Source organism: Methylopila turkensis (genome assembly GCF_027922325.1).
GTDB classification, from domain to species: domain Bacteria; phylum Pseudomonadota; class Alphaproteobacteria; order Rhizobiales; family Methylopilaceae; genus Methylopila; species Methylopila turkensis.
The window spans coordinates 676,603-696,812 of sequence record NZ_BSFL01000002.1; the positions used below are offsets into that span (position 1 = coordinate 676,603).

At 69.8% G+C, this 20,210-nt stretch carries 19 protein-coding genes and 1 pseudogene; 12 read left to right on the plus strand and 8 right to left on the minus strand.

The features are described 5' to 3' along the window. Positions 1–110 precede the first annotated feature (110 nt). Entirely contained in the window at positions 111–749 is a 639-nt protein-coding gene (locus PKE78_RS09935; protein ID WP_428981251.1) for a shikimate kinase, read from the plus strand. After that, positions 749–1,882 (plus strand): 3-dehydroquinate synthase, encoded by a 1,134-nt coding sequence (aroB, locus tag PKE78_RS09940; RefSeq protein ID WP_271200714.1) that lies wholly within the window; start codon positions 749–751, stop codon positions 1,880–1,882. Before PKE78_RS09935 ends, aroB begins: the two co-directional genes overlap by 1 nt. Before the next feature lie 7 nt (positions 1,883–1,889). On the opposite strand, the gene PKE78_RS09945 is transcribed toward aroB, so the two are convergent. Together PKE78_RS09945 and PKE78_RS09950 are read right to left on the minus strand one after the other, a co-directional pair. Further along, positions 1,890–2,129 carry a hypothetical protein gene (locus PKE78_RS09945; protein WP_271200715.1) on the minus strand — a complete coding sequence of 80 codons (240 nt, stop codon included), beginning with the start codon at positions 2,127–2,129 and terminating at the stop codon, positions 1,890–1,892. 115 nt (positions 2,130–2,244) lie between these two features. Further along, positions 2,245–2,454, minus strand: a complete 210-nt coding sequence (locus tag PKE78_RS09950; protein WP_271200716.1) for a cold-shock protein — start codon at positions 2,452–2,454, stop codon at positions 2,245–2,247. A gap of 342 nt (positions 2,455–2,796) precedes the next feature. Between PKE78_RS09950 and cysD the strand changes: the two genes are divergently transcribed. The 7 genes from cysD (at position 2,797) to PKE78_RS09985 (ending at position 10,450) form a co-directional block, all read left to right on the plus strand. Further along, a complete protein-coding gene (gene cysD, locus PKE78_RS09955) occupies positions 2,797–3,702 on the plus strand; it encodes a sulfate adenylyltransferase subunit CysD (protein WP_271200717.1) in 906 nt (301 codons plus the stop codon). After that, a complete protein-coding gene (gene cysN / locus PKE78_RS09960; protein ID WP_271200718.1) occupies positions 3,702–5,597 on the plus strand; it encodes a sulfate adenylyltransferase subunit CysN in 1,896 nt (631 codons plus the stop codon). Before cysD ends, cysN begins: the two co-directional genes overlap by 1 nt. A 157-nt stretch (positions 5,598–5,754) precedes the next feature. Beyond that, the gene (locus tag PKE78_RS09965; protein WP_271200719.1) at positions 5,755–6,867 is read left to right on the plus strand and encodes an aldo/keto reductase; all 1,113 of its coding nucleotides are present in this window, start codon (positions 5,755–5,757) and stop codon (positions 6,865–6,867) included. Positions 6,868–6,988: 121 nt separating this feature from the next. Further along, positions 6,989–7,498, plus strand: a complete 510-nt coding sequence (locus PKE78_RS09970) for a retropepsin-like aspartic protease family protein (protein WP_271200720.1) — start codon at positions 6,989–6,991, stop codon at positions 7,496–7,498. Positions 7,499–7,570: 72 nt separating this feature from the next. Continuing rightward, positions 7,571–9,223: a phosphoglucomutase (alpha-D-glucose-1,6-bisphosphate-dependent) gene (pgm, locus tag PKE78_RS09975; RefSeq protein ID WP_271200721.1), complete on the plus strand. Its 1,653-nt coding sequence runs from the start codon at positions 7,571–7,573 to the stop codon at positions 9,221–9,223. 130 nt (positions 9,224–9,353) lie between these two features. Further along, a complete protein-coding gene (locus PKE78_RS09980) occupies positions 9,354–9,776 on the plus strand; it encodes an EVE domain-containing protein (protein ID WP_271200722.1) in 423 nt (140 codons plus the stop codon). Further along, complete coding sequence (locus tag PKE78_RS09985) at positions 9,737–10,450, plus strand: class I SAM-dependent methyltransferase (RefSeq protein ID WP_271200723.1); 714 nt, start codon at positions 9,737–9,739, stop codon at positions 10,448–10,450. The genes PKE78_RS09980 and PKE78_RS09985 overlap by 40 nt, the downstream gene beginning before the upstream one ends. Before the next feature lie 55 nt (positions 10,451–10,505). On the opposite strand, the pseudogene PKE78_RS09990 reads toward PKE78_RS09985, so the two are convergent. After that, a pseudogene (locus PKE78_RS09990) lies at positions 10,506–10,820 on the minus strand (type II toxin-antitoxin system death-on-curing family toxin); the annotation flags it as partial. Further along, a complete protein-coding gene (locus PKE78_RS09995) occupies positions 10,817–11,044 on the minus strand; it encodes a hypothetical protein (protein WP_271200724.1) in 228 nt (75 codons plus the stop codon). The gene PKE78_RS09995 and the pseudogene PKE78_RS09990, both read right to left, overlap by 4 nt. A gap of 167 nt (positions 11,045–11,211) precedes the next feature. Here PKE78_RS09995 and acs point away from each other — a divergent pair, with 167 nt between their 5' ends. After that, complete coding sequence (gene acs, locus PKE78_RS10000; RefSeq protein WP_271200725.1) at positions 11,212–13,167, plus strand: acetate--CoA ligase; 1,956 nt, start codon at positions 11,212–11,214, stop codon at positions 13,165–13,167. A 106-nt stretch (positions 13,168–13,273) separates the two neighbouring features. Here the strand turns inward: acs and PKE78_RS10005 are convergent, their stop codons facing one another. Together PKE78_RS10005 and PKE78_RS10010 are read right to left on the minus strand one after the other, a co-directional pair. Further along, positions 13,274–14,179 (minus strand): glycosyltransferase family A protein, encoded by a 906-nt coding sequence (locus PKE78_RS10005; protein ID WP_271200726.1) that lies wholly within the window; start codon positions 14,177–14,179, stop codon positions 13,274–13,276. A gap of 105 nt (positions 14,180–14,284) precedes the next feature. Next, the gene (locus PKE78_RS10010; protein WP_271200727.1) at positions 14,285–16,480 is read right to left on the minus strand and encodes a TonB-dependent receptor; all 2,196 of its coding nucleotides are present in this window, start codon (positions 16,478–16,480) and stop codon (positions 14,285–14,287) included. Between the two features lie 230 nt (positions 16,481–16,710). On the opposite strand from PKE78_RS10010, the gene PKE78_RS10015 reads away from it, so the two are divergent. Continuing rightward, positions 16,711–18,063: a PQQ-dependent sugar dehydrogenase gene (locus PKE78_RS10015; RefSeq protein ID WP_271200728.1), complete on the plus strand. Its 1,353-nt coding sequence runs from the start codon at positions 16,711–16,713 to the stop codon at positions 18,061–18,063. 19 nt (positions 18,064–18,082) lie between these two features. Here the strand turns inward: PKE78_RS10015 and PKE78_RS10020 are convergent, their stop codons facing one another. Beyond that, positions 18,083–18,664 (minus strand): cation efflux transmembrane domain-containing protein, encoded by a 582-nt coding sequence (locus tag PKE78_RS10020; protein ID WP_271200972.1) that lies wholly within the window; start codon positions 18,662–18,664, stop codon positions 18,083–18,085. Positions 18,665–18,866: 202 nt separating this feature from the next. Here PKE78_RS10020 and PKE78_RS10025 point away from each other — a divergent pair, with 202 nt between their 5' ends. Next, a complete protein-coding gene (locus tag PKE78_RS10025) occupies positions 18,867–19,307 on the plus strand; it encodes a MerR family transcriptional regulator (RefSeq protein ID WP_271200729.1) in 441 nt (146 codons plus the stop codon). Between the two features lie 32 nt (positions 19,308–19,339). On the opposite strand, the gene PKE78_RS10030 is transcribed toward PKE78_RS10025, so the two are convergent. Further along, the gene (locus PKE78_RS10030) at positions 19,340–20,203 is read right to left on the minus strand and encodes a DUF2189 domain-containing protein (RefSeq protein ID WP_271200730.1); all 864 of its coding nucleotides are present in this window, start codon (positions 20,201–20,203) and stop codon (positions 19,340–19,342) included. Between the last annotated feature and the right edge of the window lie 7 nt (positions 20,204–20,210).

The window sequence follows — 20,210 nt, forward strand, 5'->3', positions numbered from 1 at the left end:
GCCCCCGCTCCCACGACACCACGGGACGGCGCGGACGGCAACGCCTTTGGTTGTGCCGTCCGAACCTTAGGAATAGGTTGCGACCGTTTTATCGATCCTGGGGGAGCGGCGTGGGCGCTGCGACGGAGCATCTGGCCGACCATGGCGCGGGGCGTCGCGCCGAGGGCGCGCGCCAGCCGGACGCCGGGGTGCGGTCGGCGCTCGGGAACCGCTCGATCGTGCTGGTCGGCATGATGGGCGCGGGCAAGTCCTCGGTCGGCCGCCGCCTCGCCCAGGCGCTCGATCTGCCGTTCCTCGACGCCGACACCGAGATCGAGGCCGCCGCCGGCGGCATGACCATCCCCGAGATCTTCGCCGTGCACGGCGAGCCGCATTTTCGGGAGAAGGAGGCGCGCGTGGTGGCGCGCCTGCTGGAGAACGGCCCGCAGGTGCTGGCGACCGGCGGCGGCGCATGGCTCAGCGAGGACACCCGCCGGCGCGTGGCCGAAGCGGGCGTCTCGATCTGGCTCAAGGCCGACGTGGAGGTGCTGCTCAAGCGCGTGCGCAAGCGCTCGAACCGGCCGCTGCTCGCCTCCGCCGATCCCGAGGCGACGCTGCGCGCGCTGGTGGCGGCGCGCTATCCGGTCTATGCGCTGGCCGACATCACCGTCGTCTCGCGCGACGCCCCCCACGAGCATGTGATCGCCGACGTGATCGCGGCGCTGAAGCGCGCGCTCGCGCCCGCCGCTCCGGACGAGGAACCGATCTGATGGCCGAAGCCGCCCTGAAGCGCGCGGACGCGGACGAAACCGTGCATGTGGCGCTCGGCGACCGCGCCTACGACATCCGCATCGGCCGCGGCGCGCTCGACGAGACCGGCGCCTCCGCCAGGGCGCTCGGGGCGCGCAAGGTCGGCATCGTCACCGACGCGAACGTCGCCCGCGCCCACCTGCCGCGCGTGATGGAGTCGCTGAAGCGCGCCGGTATCGACGCCTCCGCCGTGACGGTCGCGCCCGGCGAGGCCTCCAAGAATCTCGGAACGCTCGGCGAGGTGGTCGACCATCTGCTCGCCGCCCGCATCGAGCGCGGCGATCTCGTGCTGGCGCTCGGCGGCGGCGTGGTGGGCGATCTCGCGGGCTTCGCGGCGGCGGTGCTGCGCCGGGGCGTGCGCTGCCTCCAGGCGCCGACCAGCCTGCTGGCGCAGGTGGACTCGTCCGTCGGCGGCAAGACCGGCGTCAATTCCCGCCACGGCAAGAATCTGATCGGCGCGTTCCACCAGCCGAGCCTGGTGCTCGCCGACGTCGACGCGCTCGACACCCTGCCCGAGCGGGAATTCCGCGCGGGCTACGCCGAGGTCGCGAAATATGGGCTGCTCGGCGACGAAGCCTTCTTCGCCTGGCTCGAAGGCGCTCACGGGGGCGTCTTCGGCGGCGGGCCGGAGCGGATCGAGGCGATCGCCGCGAGCTGCCGCGCCAAGGCCGCGATCGTCGCGCGCGACGAACTGGAGCGCGGCGACCGCGCCCTGCTCAATCTCGGACACACCTTCGGCCATGCGCTCGAAGCCGACGTCGGCTATGACGGCTCCCGTCTCGTCCACGGCGAGGGCGTCGCGATCGGCATGGCGATGGCGTTCCGCTTCTCGGCCGCGCTCGGCCTGTGCGGAACGGACGACGCGGCGCGCGTCGAGCGGCATCTTGCGGCGGTCGGGCTTCCGACGAGCGCGAAGGCGATCCCGGGCGGCGTGTCGGGCGCGGACGCCCTGCTCGAGCACATGCGCCAGGACAAGAAGGTGGAGGGCGGGGCGCTGACCTTCATCCTCGCCCGCGGCGTAGGCCAGGCTTTCGTCGCCCGCGACGTCGATCCGGCGAAGGTGCTCGGCTTCCTCGAACGCGAGCTCGGCTGACCGGCGGTTAGGCCGCCGGCTTAGCCGCGGCCTTGCGGGTCTTGCGGACGGGCTTCGGCTTCGGCGCCGCCGCCAAGGCCTCGCCTTCCGCCGCCTCCTTGGCGAGACGCGCGGCGCGCAGCCGAGCGGTCTTGGCGTCCTCTTTCGCTTTGTCCTGATCGATGATCGCCCAGGCGGCCCGGGTCGTCGCGTCGCCCTTGGCTTCGCTCTTGCTGGGCTTGAACAGCGTCTCGCGCGTCGCGGTCATGGCGTCTCCACTCCTCCAGAAACGAAAAAAGGTCGGGCTTTACCCGACCTCCTCCCTGCCGCCTCGACGGCCCGCGCCAGTACATCCGTGGTCGCGGACCGGAGACGTCAATCCATTACGCGGCCGCGAGATTCTCGGCTGCGTTCTTGCCCGAACGGCGGTCCTGCACGACCTCGAAGCTCACCTTCTGGCCCTCGACGAGGGTGTGAAGGCCCGAGCGCTCGACGGCCGAGATGTGGACGAACACGTCGGTGGAGCCGTCCTCGGGGGCGATGAAGCCATAGCCCTTCTGGACGTTGAAAAACTTTACGGTGCCGATCGTCATGGCGATTTCCCTTGAACCGATAAATATTTTCGTCGAACGGCCACATGCCGGCCGACGTAGCGAATCGATTTTGAGAGAAAATTCGTCGACGCGACGTGGCGTTTAACAAAATTCAACAAGCAAGATCGACTGCGGCAATTTAGGCGTTCGCCATGAAGAAAACAAGACACCCCGGCAGGATTTCGCTCCGACGCTGTTCAAGCTCCGCCGGAACGCCGGTTTCGCCGCATCGCGGACGTCCGGGACGGCCTGCCTTGCGGCCGGCCCGGAAAAGGTTTATCGCCCCCATTCTGTAACTCACGCGATATTACATAATATCGTCGTATTTATTCGGCGCGCATCATGTCTGGTCTTTCGACCCATCTGAAGCGGCTCGAAGCGGAATCGATCCAGATCATCCGCGAGGTCGCGTCCGAGTTCCGCAATCCGGTCATGCTGTACTCGATCGGCAAGGACTCGTCGGTGATGCTTCATCTCGCGATGAAGGCGTTCTACCCGGCGAAGCCGCCGTTCCCGCTGCTGCATGTGGACACGACGTGGAAGTTCCGGGAGATGATCGAGTTCCGCGACGAGACCGCAAAACGGCTCGGGCTCGATCTGATCGTGCACATCAACGAGGACGGCGTGCGCCGCGGCGTGTCGCCGGTCGCTTCCGGCTCGAACGTGCACACGCAGGTCATGAAGACCGAGGGGCTGCGGCAGGCGCTCGACAAATACGGCTTCGACGCGGCCTTCGGCGGCGCGCGGCGCGACGAGGAGAAGAGCCGCGCCAAGGAGCGCGTGTTCTCCTTCCGCACGGCGAACCACGGCTGGGACCCGCGCAACCAGCGCCCGGAGCTCTGGCGGCTCTACAACACGCGGGTGAAGCCCGGCGAGTCGATCCGCGTCTTTCCGCTGTCGAACTGGACCGAGCTCGACGTGTGGCAGTACGTGCTCGCCGAAGAGATCCCGGTCGTGCCGCTCTATTTCGCCAAGGAGCGCCCGGTGGTGCGCCGCGACGGCGCGCTGATCATGCGCGACGACGAGCGGCTGCCGCTCCATCCCGGCGAGGTTCCCGAACTCCGGCGCGTGCGGTTCCGCACCCTCGGCTGCTACCCGCTGACCGGCGCGATCGACAGCGACGCTGCGAGCCTCGAGGATATCATCGCCGAGATGCTCGCCTCGACCACCTCCGAGCGCCAGGGCCGCCTGATCGACAGCGACGAGGCCGGCTCGATGGAGAAGAAGAAGCGCGAGGGCTATTTCTGATGCACGCCCCCCTGCCCTCCGCTGTCGCGCTCGCCGAATCCGTCGCCGAGAAGTCGCTGCTGCGCTTCCTCACCTGCGGCTCCGTGGACGACGGCAAGTCGACCCTGATCGGCCGCCTGCTCTACGACACCAAGCTGGTGTTCGACGACCAGCTCGCCGCGCTCGAAAAGGACAGCCGCAAGCACGGCACCACCGGCGAGGCGATCGACCTCGCGCTGCTGGTGGACGGGCTGGAGGCCGAGCGCGAGCAGGGCATCACCATCGACGTGGCCTACCGCTACTTCGCCACCGCGAAGCGCACCTTCATCGTGGCCGACACGCCGGGCCACGAACAGTACACCCGCAACATGGCGACCGGCGCCTCCAACGCCGACCTCGCCGTCATCCTGATCGACGCCCGCAAGGGCGTGCTGACCCAGACCAAGCGCCACAGCTTCATCTGCTCGCTGCTCGGCATCCGCCACGTCGTCCTGGCGGTGAACAAGATCGACCTCGTCGACTACCGCGAGGACGCCTTCGACGCGATCGAGCAGGCCTACCGCGCCTTCGCGGCGCCGCTCGGCTTCCGCGAGATCACCGCGATCCCTCTGTCGGCCCGCGACGGCGACAACGTCACGACCCGCTCCGACCGCCTCCCCTGGCACAAGGGCCCGACGCTGCTCGAGCATCTCGAGGCGGTCGACGTCGAGAGCGACGCGACCTCGAAGCCGTTCCGCCTGCCCGTCCAGTGGGTGAACCGCCCCAACCTCGACTTCCGCGGCTTCGCCGGCACGATTTCGAGCGGAACCGTCCGCCCCGGCGACGAGATCGTCGTGGCGGGGTCCGGCAAGACCAGCCGCGTCGCGCGCATCGTCACCATGGACGGCGACCTGGCCTCGGCCTCCGCCGGCGACAGCGTCACCCTCACGCTCGAGGACGAGGTCGACATCGCCCGCGGCGACGTGCTCAGCCATCCGGCGGACCGGCCGGAGGTGTCGAACCAGTTCGCCGCCCGGCTGATCTGGATGCAGGACGAGCGCCTGCTCCCCGGCCGCTCCTACCTGATCAAGCTCGCGACCCGCACCGTGCCGGCGACCGTCACGAGCCTGAAGCACAAGATCGACGTCAATTCGCTCGACCACCTCGCCGCCCGCACGCTCGGGCTGAACGAGATCGCCGAGGTCAACGTCGAGACCGGCGCCGCGCTCGCCTTCGACCCTTACGCCGACAACCGCGAGACCGGCGCCTTCATCGTCATCGACCGCGAGACCAACGCGACCGCCGGCGCCGGCATGATCCTGCACGGGCTCCGGCGGGCCACCAACATCCACCGCCAAGCCTCCTCGGTCGACAAGGCGACCCGCGCGCGGCTCAAGCGCCAGAAGCCGGCGATCGTGTGGTTCACGGGCCTGTCCGCCTCGGGCAAGTCGACGATCGCGAACCTCGTCGAGGTCAAGCTCGCGGCCCGCGGCCAGCACACGATGCTGCTCGACGGCGACAACGTCCGCTTCGGCCTCAACAAGGACCTCGGCTTCACCGACGCCGACCGCGTCGAGAACGTGCGGCGCATCGGCGAGGTGGCGAAGCTGTTCGTCGACGCCGGCGTGATCACGCTGTGCTCGTTCATCTCGCCGTTCGAGTCCGAGCGCCGGATCGTGCGCGACCTCGTCGGCGACGGCGAGTTCCTGGAGATCTTCGTCGACGCGCCGCTCTCCGCCTGTATCGCGCGCGATCCCAAGGGCCTCTACAAGCGCGCGCTCGCCGGCGAGATCCCGAACTTCACCGGCGTGTCCTCGCCCTACGAGCCGCCGAAGGCGCCGGAGCTCACGCTCCTGACCACCGAGGCCTCGGTCGAGGAGCTCGCGGACCGGGTTGTGGAGGCGCTCGAGCAGCGCGGCCTGATCGAGCGCGTCTGACCGCGCGACGGCCGGCGCCGCTCACGCGCCGGCGCGCGGCTTCGTGAACGCGGCTCGGGTTGCCGGGCCGCCGCGGAAGGGAAACTCCCACCTTCGTCGCACGACGGCTCTCCCGACGCGGGCGGACGGTCGTGCGCGACGGACACGGAGACCCGCCATGACCACGCGCCGCACCTTCCTCGCCGGAGCCGCCGCAGGCGTCGGCGTCCTCGCCGCCGGCCAGGCCGCCGCCCAGACCCTGCTGCGCCCGCTGCCGGCGAACCCGGCCCAAGCCGCCGGAGGCCGCTATCGTCCGCCCGCCCGCCTCGGCATGGGCGGCACCCAGATCTCGGGCAACTTCGTCGCCGTGGGCGACGAGCAGGCGCAGGCCACCCTGCAGGCCGCCTGGGACGCCGGCGTGCGCTACTTCGACACCTCGCCCTGGTACGGCCTCGGCCTCAGCGAGCGCCGGCTCGGCGCCTTCCTGCACGACAAGCCGCGCGACAGCTTCGTGCTCTCCACCAAGATTGGCCGGCTGCTGAAGCCGGACCAGTCCGTCGCCGGCACGAAGGTCGGCAACTGGGCCGAGGTGCCGCCGTTCCGGCATGTCTACGACTACAGCGCCGAGGGAGCCCGCCGCTCGATCGAGGACAGCCTGCAGCGCATGGGGCTCGCGAGCATCGACATCGTGTTCATCCACGACCTCTCGCCGGACAACGGCGACATGAAGGAGCGCTGGACCGAGTATCTCGAGCAGGCGAAGACCGGCGCGATGCCGGAGTTGACCCGCATGAAGAACGAGGGCCTGATCAAGGCCTGGGGGCTCGGCGTCAACACGTTGGAGCCGGCGCTCGCGGCCTTCGAGGCCGCCGATCCCGACATCATCCTCTCCGCCACGCAATACTCGCTGATCAAGCACGAGGACGCGCTCAAGCGGCTGATGCCGGTCGCCGAGAAGCGCGGCGCGTCGATCGTGGTCGGGGCGCCCCTCAACGCCGGCTTCCTCGCCGGCAAGCCGCGCTACGACTACGCCGGCAAGATTCCGGAGGGCGCGGTCGAAAAGCGGCGCAGGCTTTCGGCCATCGCCGAGAACCACGGCACGGACCTGCGCACCATGGCGCTGCACTTCGCGGCGGCCCATCCCGCCGTCTCGGCGATCATCCCCGGCGCGCGCGACGCGACGCAGGCGGCGCAGAACGCGGCCTCCATGCGACAGACGCTGCCGCCGGCGCTGTGGGAGGAGCTGCGCGAGGCGAAGCTGATCGCCACGGAGGCGCCGCTGCCCTCCTGAGCCCGCTTGACGCGGCGTTCACCATGCCGGGCGATGAGGCCCGGCATGGCCCGCGGCCTTAACGCCGTCGTCACGCGGTAGCGGTCAGGCTACGCGCCGGTCGGGGCGCGCGCGGGAGGCGGTGAGGCAGGTGTTGAAGGCCGTTCTGGTCGCAGCCGGCGTCGTCGCGGGGGCTGCGGCCGCAGCCCCGCAGCTTCTCGAGCGTCTGGCCCCGCCCGCCCCGGAACGGGCGAAGCCGGCCGCGCTCGCGCCCTCCTCCAGCCGCGAGGTGGTGCTGCGCGCTGACCGCGACGGCCATTTCCGCACGGACGCGATGATCTCCGGCCGCCGCGTGCCCATGCTGGTCGACACCGGCGCGACGGTGGTGGCGCTGTCCTACGACCAGGGCCGCGCCCTTGGGCTCGTGTCCGGCGGGGACCGCTTCGATCTCCGGGTCTCGACCGCGAACGGACAGGTCGGCGCGAAACGGGTGGTGCTGAGCGACGTCCGCGTCGGATCGGTGAGCGTCCCGGACGTCACGGCGGTCGTGCTCTCGCCCGGCGCGATGGACGGCAACCTGCTCGGCATGAGCTTTCTCGGCCGCCTGCGGCGCATGGAGGCGGCCCGCGACCGTCTTACGCTCGAACGCTGAGCGCCTATACTCAACCTCGCGCGCGCGAGGCGCGCCGACATGCCCCGACACACAGAGCTGGAGCGATCAAGCATGGCTGAGGTGAGCGAGTTCGCAGGCAAACTGGCCGACCCTTCGCGCCTGACGAATATCCCCCGGCTGCTGACCGAGTATTTCACCAGCCGGCCGGACATGGCCGCCGCCGCCCAGCGCGTCGCCTTCGGCACCTCCGGCCACCGCGGCACGTCGCTCGATTCGGCGTTCACCGAAACCCACATCCTGGCGATCTCGCAGGCGATCTGCCTCTACCGCGCGAAATCCGGGATCACCGGCCCACTGTTCCTCGGCAAGGACACGCACGCCCTGTCCGAGGCCGCCTTCGCCACCGCGATCGAAGTGTTCGCCGCGAACGGCGTCGACGTGCGGATCGACGAGAAGCTCGGCTACACGCCGACGCCGGTCGTGAGCCACGCCATCCTGACCTACAACCGCGGCCGCACGTCGGGGCTCGCCGACGGCATCGCGATCACGCCGTCGCACAACCCCGCGGAGGATGGCGGCTTCAAGTACAACCCGCCGAACGGCGGCCCGGCCGACACCGACGTCACTGGCTGGATGGAGAAGACCGCGAACGCGCTGATCGAGGACAGCCTGAGGGACGTCAAGCGGATTCCGCTGCAGCGCGCGATGAAGGCGCCGAACGTCGTCCGCTACGACTTTACCACCCCTTACGTGGCCGACCTCGAGAACGTGCTCGACCTGGAGGCGATCCGCTCGGCAGGCCTGCGCATTGGCGTCGACCCGCTCGGGGGCGCCGGCCTGCCCTACTGGGCCCCGATCGCCGAGCGCTACAAGCTCGACCTGACCGTCGTGAACGAGATCGTCGACCCGACCTTCCGCTTCATGACCGCGGATTGGGACGGCAAGCTGCGCATGGACTGCTCGTCGCCCTGGGCGATGGCGCCGCTGATCGCGCTGAAGGACACGTTCGACATCGCCTTCGCCAACGATCCGGACGCAGACCGCCACGGCGTCGTCACGCGCAGCGCCGGCCTGCTCAACCCGAACCACTATCTGACGGCCTCGATCGCCTATCTCTACCGGCATCGCCCCGGCTGGAAGGGGACGCCCGCCATCGGCAAGACGATCGTGTCGAGCTCGAGCGTCGACCGCGTCGCCGGCCTGCTCGGCCTGAAGGTCATGGAGGTGCCCGTCGGCTTCAAATGGTTCGTCGACGGACTGCTCGCAGGCGACCTCGGCTTCGTCGGCGAGGAAAGCGCCGGCGCGAGCTTCCTGCGCCGCGACGGCGAGGTCTGGACGACCGACAAGGACGGTATCATCCCCGCCCTGCTCGCCGCCGAGATGACCGCCGTGACAGGCAAGGACCCGGGCGAGATCTACGCCGACCTGACCAGGGAGATCGGAGCGCCGGTCTACGCCCGCGTCGACGCCGCCGCGACGCCGGAGCAGAAGAGCGTGCTGAAGAAGCTCTCAGCCGACCAGATCCCCGGCGACACGCTCGCCGGCGAGCCGATCGTCGACCGCCTAACCCACGCCCCCGGCAACGGCGCGGCCTTCGGCGGCGTCAAGGTGACGACCGCAAACGGCTGGTTCGCGGCGCGGCCGTCCGGCACCGAGAACGTTTACAAGATCTATGCCGAAAGCTTCGTCGACGAGGACCATCTCAAGCGCATCCAGGCGGAGGCGAAGGAGATCGTGTCCAAGGCGCTTGCCGCCGGCGCGTGACGTGACGCGCCATCGCGTGAGGAAGCCGTTCGCTGAGTCGCAAACAGGCGTGGATTAGCCTTCCCCGCTCGGGCATGACGTATCCGCGGATCGCCATGATCCATTGAGACGTCCGAGGAGACCCGAAGCGATGGCCTACTGGCTGTTCAAGTCCGAACCCGACGCGTGGTCGTGGGAGCAGCAGAAGGCCGCCGGCCGCGACGGGACGGAATGGACGGGCGTGCGCAACTATCTCGCCCGCAACAACATGCGCGCCATGGCGATCGGCGATCTCGGCTTCTTCTACCACTCGAACGAGGGCAAGGAGATCGTCGGGATCGTCGAGGTGGCGAAGCTCGCGCATCCGGACTCGACCGCAGGCGACGACGCCCGCTGGGAATGCGTCGACATCCGCGCGGTGGAGGACATGCCGCAGCCGGTGACGCTCGCCGCGGTCAAAGCCAATCCGAAGCTCGCCAAGATGGCGCTCGTCACCTCCATGCGGCTTTCGGTGCAGCCCGTGACGGACGACGAGTGGGCCGAGGTGCGGCGCATGGGCGGGCTGACCTCCTGAGCGAAGCGCCCGCCCGCGACCCGGCGGCCTTCGTCCGCGCCAACACGCGGGCGCGCCCGGTTCCGCACGCGCCGGAGCTCACCCTGCGCGTGGCCGACGAGGCCGTGCCGCTCTGGTCGAAGACCGAGGAGGAGCTGGAGTCGATCGGCCTGCCGCCGCCGTTCTGGGCCTTCGCCTGGGCCGGCGGACAGGCGCTCGCCCGCCACTTGCTCGACCATCCGGACCTCGTCGCCGGACGGGCGGTGCTGGACGTCGGCGCCGGCTCCGGCCTCGTGGCGATCGCGGCGATGAAGGCGGGCGCCGCCCGCGCGACCGCGGTCGACGTCGACCCGTTCGCGCTCGCGGCCGTACGCCTCAACGCGGAGGCGAACGGCGTCGCGGTGACCGTTCTCGGCGAGGACCTGATCGGCGGGCCGCATCCCGCCGCCGACGTGGTCACCATCGGCGACCTGTTCTATGAGCGCGACCTCAGCCGGCGCCTGCTCGCCTGGCTCGACGGCTTTCTCGACCGCGGCGTCCCCGTGCTGGTGGGCGATCCCGGCCGCAGCTACCTGCCGAAGCAGCGTCTCGAAGCGCTCGCCGACTACGCCGTGCCGGTGACGCGCGATCTCGAGGACGCCGAGGTGAAGCGCACCACGGTGTGGCGGCTCGCGCCGGCCGGGCGCGCGCCCTGAGCCAGTCCGCGAGCGCCTCCTCGGACAGCTCGCCCGCAGCGAGCGCGAGGAAGGCCGCTTCCACGGCGTCGGTGTCTCTCGGAACCCACCAGCCGTTCTGAGCAAGAAACATGAAGGTCGCGATCGCATCGATCCTCTTGTTCCCATCCGAAAAAGCGTGGTTGCGGGCGAGACCGAAACCATAGGCGCTGGCCAGCGTGAAGACATCCGTCTCCCCATACGCCCACTTGTTCTGCGGGCGCATGACGGCGGATTCGATCGCGGCGCGATCCCGGACGCCGTCGAGGCCTCCATACCGTGCGATCGAAACGTCATGCGCTCGAATGAGCACGTCGACGTCCAGCCATTCCGGCTCGCCGGAAACCGTCATCGGGCAAGCGCGGCCAGAGCTTCGTCGTGCTCTTCCATAACCCGCAGCGCGGTCTCGAATTGCCGTCGCTTGCGTTCGTCCAGCGGCGCCACGGTGAGCCTTTGGTCGTCATCCGTCACGACGACTTCTCCGCCCGCCATAAACCTAAGCCGCGCGGCGATGTCGGCGGGGATGCGGAGCACGAGATCGCCGTCGATCTCTTCGAAACGCACGATGCGGGTCATGGGCCTTCTCCTGGCGAACGAGCCTATCACACGCCGCAAACGCCCGCCGTCTCGCACGAAAGTAGGATGCGCGGCGCTTGAGCGCGTTCGCATCCGCACCATACACTCGGGCCACGAAGCCCGCCGACCGAACCACGCGGGCGCGAGGGGCCCTGGAGCGAGGCGTCATGTCCGAGAAACTGCACACCGTGCCGGCCGAGTGGGCGAAACGCGCCCACGTGGACGCCGCCAAATACGACGCGGACTACGCCCGCTCGATCGAGGATCCGGAGGGGTTCTGGGGCGAGGTGGGCAAGCGGGTCGACTGGATCACCCCTTTCACCAAGGTGAAGAACGTGTCCTTCGCGCCCGGGAACGTCTCGATCAAATGGTACGAGGACGGCGCGCTGAACGTCGCCGCCAACTGCGTCGACCGTCATCTCGAAGCCCGCGGCGACCAGGTCGCGATCCTCTGGGAGGGCGACGACCCGAAAGATTCGAAGGCGATCACCTACCGCGAACTGCACGAGCAGGTTGGGCGCCTCGCGAACGCGCTCAAGAGCCGCGGCGTGAAGAAGGGCGACCGGGTCACGATCTACCTGCCGATGATCCCGGAAGCCGCCTACGCCATGCTCGCCTGCGCCCGCATCGGCGCGGTGCATTCGATCGTGTTCGGCGGCTTCTCGCCGGACAGCCTCGCCGGCCGCATCGAGGGTTGCGAGTCGAAGGTCGTGATCACCGCCGACGAGGGCCTGCGCGGCGGCCGCAAGGTGCCGCTGAAGGCCAACACCGACGCCGCGATCGCGAAGGTCGGCGGCGTCGACACCGTCTTCGTGGTCGCCCGCACCGGCGCAGACGTCGCCTGGACCGAGGGCCGCGACGTCCGCTACGAGGACGCGGTCGCGGAGGCCTCGCCCGACTGCGAGCCCGAGGCCATGAACGCGGAGGACCCGCTGTTCATCCTCTACACCTCCGGCTCCACGGGCAAACCGAAGGGCGTGCTTCACACCACCGGCGGCTATCTGGTCTACGCCTCGTTCACCCACCAGCTCATCTTCGACTACCACGACGGCGACATCTACTGGTGCACCGCCGACGTCGGCTGGGTGACGGGCCACTCCTACATCGTCTATGGCCCGCTCGCGAACGGCGCCACCACGCTGATGTTCGAGGGCGTGCCGAACTATCCCTCGTCCTCCCGGTTCTGGGAGGTGGTCGACAAGCACAAGGTCAACATCTTCTACACCGCGCCGACCGCGATCCGCGCCCTGATGGGCGGCGGCGAGGAGGCGGTGAAGAAGACCTCGCGGGAAAGCCTCCGCCTGCTGGGATCGGTCGGCGAGCCGATCAACCCCGAGGCGTGGGACTGGTACTACCGCGTCGTCGGCGACAGCCGCTGCCCGATCGTCGACACCTGGTGGCAGACCGAGACCGGCGGCATCCTGATCACCCCCCTGCCCGGCGCGACCGACCTGAAGCCGGGCTCCGCCACCAAGCCGTTCTTCGGCATCCGACCCGAGCTGGTCGACGCCGAGGGCAAGGTGATCGAGGGCGCGGCCGAGGGCAATCTGGTGATCGCCGACTCGTGGCCGGGACAGATGCGCACCGTCTACGGCGACCACAAGCGGTTCGAGGAGACCTACTTCTCGACCTACCCGAACAAGTACTTCACCGGCGACGGCTGCCGGCGCGACGCCGACGGCTACTACTGGATCACAGGCCGCGTCGACGACGTCATCAACGTCTCCGGCCACCGCATGGGCACGGCGGAAGTGGAAAGCTCGCTGGTGGCGCATGAGAAGGTGTCGGAGGCCGCCGTCGTCGGCTACCCGCACGACATCAAGGGCCAGGGCATCTACGCCTATGTCACGCTGATGTCGGGCGTCGAGGGCGACGACGCGCTGCGCAAGGAGCTGATCGGCTGGGTGCGCAAGGACATCGGCCCGATCGCCGCGCCGGACCTGATTCAGTTCGCTCCGGGACTGCCCAAGACCCGGTCCGGCAAGATCATGCGCCGCATCCTGCGCAAGATCGCCGAGGACGAGTTCGGCGCGCTCGGCGACACCTCCACGCTGGCCGACCCCGGCGTGGTCGACGACCTGATCGACCACCGCCAGAACAAGAAGAAGGACGCTGCGGCCTGATCGGACGGTTCCCGCGTCAGCGAGGCTTCGCGGCCTGAGCCCCATCTTCGGCGCGACTGCGCCGGGGATGGGCGGTCGCCGTTTTGGGCCTGAGGATTTCGGAGCCTCAGCCCCCGCGGGAGCGTTCGCGTCTCCGCCGCACGATCTCGCCGACGCCCTCGGCCGCGAGGCTCGCGAGCCGTCCTGCTCCGAACGCGGAGCCGAAGCGGCGCGCATCGGCGACGGCGGCGCCGATCCGTCCCTTGCCCACGAGCCGCAGGAAATGGCGGGCGAGGTCGCGCGCGAGCCCGACGCGGTGCGCGGGCGCGTCGAGATAGTCCGGATGGCGGCGGCAGAGGTCGATCGTCGCCGCCATGAAGGTGTCGGCCTTGGCCGAGATCGCGTCGGTCGACCATTCCTTGGTCCAGAGCACGGCGTCGGTCGAGGCGCAGCGCGCGGTCTTCACCAGCCGCAGCATCAGGTCGAAATCCTGCCGGCGCTTCAGCGCCTCGTCGAACAGGCCGGCGCGGACGATCGCCTCCTTGCGCAGGCTGATCGAAGGCGTCGCCTTGAACATCCGGCGGGCGAAGATCGCGGTCTCGACCGCGGCGCTGTCGTCGAGCACGGGGTTGGTCCGCAGCGCCGTCGGCTTGCCGGTTTCGGGCGGATAGACCAGCTCGAAGCTGTCGATCAGCACGTCCACGTCCGGCCGCCGTGCGAAATAGTCCGCGACATAGGCGAGTTTTTCGGGCCGGAAGCGGTCGTCGCTGTCGATGAAGGCGATCAGGGAGGCTTGCGCCTCGCGCACGCCGCGGTTGCGCGCCGCGTTGCCGCCGCGGTTCTCGGGCTGCCGCAGCAGGCGCACGCGCGGGTCGGCGCAGGCCTCGACGGCGGCGGCGGTGCCGTCCGACGAGCCGTCGTCGACGACCAGCAGCTCGAAGTCCGCGAAGGTCTGCGCCAGCACGCTGTCCACCGCCCGGCGCACGACGCGTTCGCGGTTGTAGACCGGCATCACGACCGAGATCGATGGCACGCGCGCCTCTCCGCTGGGATCGGCCGCGCCCTGGGGCGGCGCGGCGCGCGAGACTTTTCCCGCCGAAGCTGGAAAGTCAAACGCGCGCCGCGCGCGACGTTCGGCTCAGAAGCCGACCTTCAAGAAGGCCCGGACGGCGGCGCCCGGCAGCAGGATCTCGTCCTTCTTGAACGAAGCCGAGTTGCGGATGCGGTCGTCGAGCAGGTTGTCGCCGATCACGCCGACGGTCAGCGTGTCGATCCGCGCCGTCGCGCGGTCGAACGCGCGAGTGTAGCTGAACTCGGCCTTGAGGTTGTCGTAGCCGGGCGTGCGGGTCTCGATCTCGCCGGTCCTGTTCTGCGCGAAGGCGTGCAGCAGGCCGACGCGGGCGAAGAAGCCGTCCGTGCTGCGCCAGAACACGCCGCCGCCGAGCCGGTGCGGCGGAATGCGCGGGACGTTGGCGCCGTCGGTGAATTTCGCGCGGGTGAAGTCGTACTGCCCCTCGACGCCGAAGGTGTGCCGGCCGACCGTGACCGCGTCGAACTGCGCCGCGAGCTCCACGCCGTAGAACCTCGCGTTCTTCTGCGAATAGACGCTCTGCTCGAACTCGTCCTCCTCGCCGCAGCTTTCGAACTCGTGGCCGCAGCCGACGCCGGTCAGCCGCCGGTAGATGAAGCCGTCGAACCAGGTGTGGTAGGCGCTGGCGTCGATCCTGAGCGCCCCTTCGGACCGCCGCAGGCCGATCTCGAGCGACTTCGCCTTCTCGAGCTTCAGGTTCGGATCGCCGATCTCGAACAGGCCGGCGGCGTGGTGGGCGCCGCGCGAGAACAGCTCGAGCCCGCTCGGGGCGCGCTCGACATACTGGCCGGTCAGGCTCGCCACGAAGCCTTGCGGAAGGTCCTGCAGCAGCCCGACGCTGCCGCTGACCGGCGTGAACTTGCGCTCGCGGCCGCGGTCGACCGGATCGGTCCCGTCGGGGACGAGGCCGGGATAGGTCGTCGCGGTGCCGTCGACGCTCGCATGCTCGATGCGGCCGGCGGCCTGCAGTTTGAGGCCCTGGCCGAAATCGATCTGCTCGAACACGTAGGCCGCGATCGTCCGCGTGTCGGTCGGCGCGATCAGGCTCTCGCCCTCGCCGGAGGTCTTCAGCTTGCCGCGGCCGGCCTGCACGCCGAAGGCGCCGGTGAGGCCGCCGAAGGACAGCGCGACGGGCGCGTGCTGGAGCTCGAGACGGGCCTCGGCTTCGCGGTTCCTAAAGACGCCGTGGACCGTGTCCTGGCCGGCCTCCTCATGCTCATGGTCATGATCGTGCTCATGGTCATGATCGTGGTCGTCGTGCCCGTGCTCCTCGTGCTCCAGCCCGAGTTCGCGGTGCTTGTAGCGCGAGGCGTTTGCCCAAAAGCGGACCGCCTCGAACGGGCCTTCGGCGAAGCGATGCTCGCCCTGCGCCTGGATCTTGTCCTGGCTCGGATCGAGCCGCGAGTTCAGCTCCGCCGACTCGCCGCCGGGGATGTGGTAGCGGCTGTCGTAGCGGCTGTAGGCCAGCCCGACATAACCCTGCTCGTACGCCTTCGAGAAGCCGAACGCGCCGCCGGTCGAACGCGCCTGCGAGTTGGCCTGACGGCCGTCAGGCGTGTCGTAGCTTTCCGACCGGGTGGCGAAGCCGTCGGCGTGGAACAGGAAGCCGTCATGGCCGGCGTCGACCCGCGCGGCGGTCGAGCGGCCGCGATCGACCGAGGACAGGCCGGCGATCGCCTCCGCGGAGTAGCCGCCCGGAGGCTCGAACTGCGGAATCCGGCTGTTGGTCGCGCTGACCACGCCGCCGATCGCGGACGAGCCGTAGCGCAGGGTCGCGGGGCCGCGGATGACCTCGATCCGGTCGGCGACGAGCGGATTGAGCGGCACGGCGTGATCCTCGCCGAGCGCCGAGACGTCGTGGACGCCGAGCCCGTTTTCGATGATCCGGACGCGCGGCCCTTCGAGGCCGCGGATGATCGGCCGGTCGGCCCCGGGCGCGAAGGTGGAGCCGGACAGGCCAGGCCTGTCGCGTAGCGCCTCGCCGAGCGTCGTCGGCTGGCGGCGGACGATCTCGTCGCGCGGAATGACGGTGACCGGCGCGAACACGTCCGTCGCCACCGGCAGCACGCCCACAGGCCAGGTCCGGCCGTCTGCCGGCGCGGCGCGGTCGTCGCGCAGGATCGGGCTCGCCGCCGTCACGTTGAGTTCCGGCAGTTCTATCGTCTGCGCCGCGGCCCCGCCGGCTGAAACCCCCGCCGCCGCCGCGAGCCCGATCGCGGCATGCCGCCCCCTTAGCCAGTTCATTTCGGTGCGCTCCTTAAATTACGTTATAACATTACATATTGTGTCGCCGCAGGTCACCCGGATCCGAAGCGCCGCGGACAGGTCAAGTCCGCGGCGTGTCATCGCCGCCACAGCGCCGTTCGCGGGCCGGGATCGCGCGGCTTCAGGAACCGGGGCAGGCGTGCGACGTTCGATGAACAACGGAGCGCGTCCGGCAGGCGGACGCGTGAAACAGGGCGTTTTTGTCCGTTATGACCTTGTCCAGAAAGCTGCTGCTGCTCTCCGCCGTCAGCCTTCCTCTCGCCGCGTGCGGCGAGCAGGCGACGGTGCCGATCGAGAAGACCTACGGCCCGAACCCGGTTCTCGTGGAGCCGAAGACGAGCTGGGTCCCAACCGTCAACGTCGCCGACGCCAAGGGATGGGCGGCGGGAGAGACGCCCAAGGCCGCCCCCGGCTTCGCGGTCGCGGCCTTCGCGGAGGGGCTCGACCACCCGCGATGGCTCTACCTGCTTCCGAACGGCGACGTGCTGGCGGCGGAGTCCAATGCGCCGCCCAAGGACGAGAGCGCCGGCCAGAAGAGCATCTTCGCCCGCGCCAAGGACTGGGTCGCGGGCCTCGTCAAGGATCAGGCGGGCGCGGGCGTCGAAAGCCCGAACAAGATCGTGCTGCTGCGCGACGCCGACGGCGACGGCAAGGCCGAGACCAAGACCGACTTCATGACCGGGCTGATGTCGCCTTTCGGCATGACGCTCGTCGGGGACCGGCTCTACGTCGCCAACGCCGACGCCGTGGTCGCGGTCCCCTACAAGGAGGGCGACACCAAGATCTCGGCGACGCCCGAGAAGGTGGTCGATCTTCCCGGCGGTCCGCTCAACCACCACTGGACCAAGAACGTCATCGCCTCGAAGGACGGCTCGAAGCTCTACGTCACGGTCGGCTCGAACTCCAACGTCGGCGAGAACGGCATGGAGCACGAGGTCAACCGCGCCGCGATCCTCGAGGTCGATCCGGCCGCGAAGACCTCGCGCCTGTTCGCAAGCGGGCTCCGCAACCCCAACGGGCTGGCGTGGCAGCCGGAAGGCAGCGCGCTCTGGACGGTGGTCAACGAGCGCGACGAGATCGGGTCCGATCTGGTGCCGGACTACATGACCTCGGTGCAGGACGGCGGCTTCTACGGCTGGCCCTATTCCTGGTTCGGCCAGCATGTGGACGAGCGGGTGAAGCCGCCGCGGCCGGACCTCGTCGCCAAGGCGATCAAGCCGGACTACGCGCTCGGGCCGCACACCGCCTCGCTCGGGCTGATGTTCTACGAAGGCGACCTGTTGCCGGCGAAATACAAGAACGGCGCCTTCATCGGCCAGCACGGCTCGTGGAACCGCAAGCCGCCCTCGGGCTACCAGGTGCTGTTTGTGCCGTTCTCGGGCGGCAAGCCGTCCGGCGCGCCGGAGCAGGTTTTGACCGAGTTCATGAAGGACGGCGTCGCCTACGGCCGCCCGGTCGGCGTGATCGCGGACCGAGCCGGCGCGCTGCTGGTCGCCGACGACGTCGGCAATACGGTCTGGCGCGTCACGCCGGGCGCGCAGACGGCCGCCGCACGGCCTTGAAGTGTCAAGGCGCGGGCGCTCATGCCGCCCGCGCCGCCCGCGTCTCGGCGAGCGCCTGCCGACAGATCTGCCAGGCGCTCGTCAGGAACAGCGCCGCCATGCCGGCGGCGACGATCAGGTCCGGCCAGCCCGAGCCGGTCGCGAACACCAGGCCCGCCGCGCCCATGACCGCGACGTTGCCGATGGCGTCGTTCCGCGAGCACAGCCAGACCGAGCGGACGTTGGCGTCGCCGTCCTTGTAGCGGGCGAGCAGCCAGACGCTGGCGAGGTTGGCGGCGAGCGCCATCAGGCCGATCGCGCCCATGATCTCGGCCGCCGGCACGCCGACGACGAGCACCTTCCACGCGGTCGCGCCGAACACCCACAGCCCCATCGCGACGAGGCTGAAGCCCTTGGCGAGCGCCGCATAGGCGCGCGTGCGCACCGAGGCCCCGATCACGGCGAGGCTGATGCCGTAGGTCACGCTGTCGGCGAGAAAGTCGAGCGCGTCGGCCTGCAGCGCCTGCGATCCGGCGAGCGCGCCGGCGAGCATCTCGACCACGAACATGGCGCCGTTGAGCGCGATCACCGTCCAGAGCACGCGCTTGTAGGCGGGGTCCATGCCGTCGAAGACGGCGTTGTGACTATGCCCGCAACCGAACAGGCCGTGGTCGCGCTTAGCCTCGCCTCCGCAGCAGGCACCCCCATGACCATGGCCGTGCGCGTCGGCCGCGTGCTCGTGAGCGTGGGTGTGGGCCACTCGCTCCTCCTTTTGAATCGCCGGAGCCGACCCTAAATGCTCTAGCGACTGGAGGATCAAGCCCATGGCGAAGGCGGACGAGCATGTGACGATCGGGGCGCTCGCGAAGGCGACGGGCGTCAAGGTCCCGACGATCCGGTTCTACGAGGAGATCGGGCTCATTCCGGCGCCGCCGCGCACGAGCTCCAACCGCAGGCTCTACGGCCCGGCGGCGCGCTCGCGCCTCGGCTTCGTGCGCCACGCCCGCGATCTCGGCTTCGACCTGCCGGCGATCCGCGCCCTGCTCGCGCTGCAGGACCGCCCGGACGCGCCCTGCGCGGAAGCCGACGCGATCGCGCGGGAGCGGCTCGGCGAGGTCGAGCGCAAGATCGCGGCGCTGACGGCGCTGAAGGGCGAGCTCGAGGCCATGGTGCGCTCCTGCGCCCATGGCCGCGTCGCCGATTGCCGCGTGATCGAGACGCTCGGCGACCATCACCTCTGCCGCGGCGAGCACCCGCGTGCGTGATCCACCCGCGGGGCGCGCGCGCGGGCAGTCGGTCAGACCACCGTCCGGCGGTAGAGCCGCCACGTCGCGTGGCCGAGCACGGGCATCACGACGATGAGCCCGAGCAGCGCCGGCAGGCTGCCGAGCACGAGGCCGAACGCGACGATCAGGCCCCAGGCCAGCATCGGGCCGGGGCTCGCCTGGAACGCGCGCAGCGAGGTCGCGACCGCCGTCCGCACCCTCACCTTGCGGTCGAGCAGCAGCGGGAACGACACCACGCTCGCGGCCAGCACGCCGAGCGCGAACGCGAAGCCCGCGGAGCAGCCGAGCACGATCAGCCGCGCGCCCTCATAGGTGTGCAGCACCTCATGGATGAACTGCGGGAGCGAGGTCGGCAGGTCGGGCCCGAGCGTGATGGCGTAGATGACCCACGCGACCGCGAGCCAGAGCGCGAACACGGCCACGAGCAGCGCGCCGAGCGCCAGGATCGCGCCCGTCGACGGCGAGGCGAACACGCGGGTCGCGTCGGCGAAGGACGGCTCCTCGCCGGCCTCGCGGCGCCGGCTCATCTCGTAGAGCCCGATCGCAAGGAACGGTCCCAAAAGAGCGAAGCCCGCGGTGATGGGAAACAGCAGCGGCAGCAGCTCCATCCGGGTCGCGGCGTTGTAGAGCACGAGGCCTGACAGGGGATAGATCAGCCCGATGAACAGAACGTCGCTGCGGCAGGCGGCGAAATCGTCGAAGCCTTCCCTCAGCGCCGCGCCGAGGTCGCGGAAGCCGATCCGGCGCACCTGCGGCTCGACGGCGTCGTAGTCGGCCTCCGGCCGCGTCAGGACGCGGCGGGCGGCGGCGATCGCTTGGCCCGAACGGCCGAGACCGTCGGCGGTCCATTGGGCGGGATTGCGAATGTCAGACATGACCGAT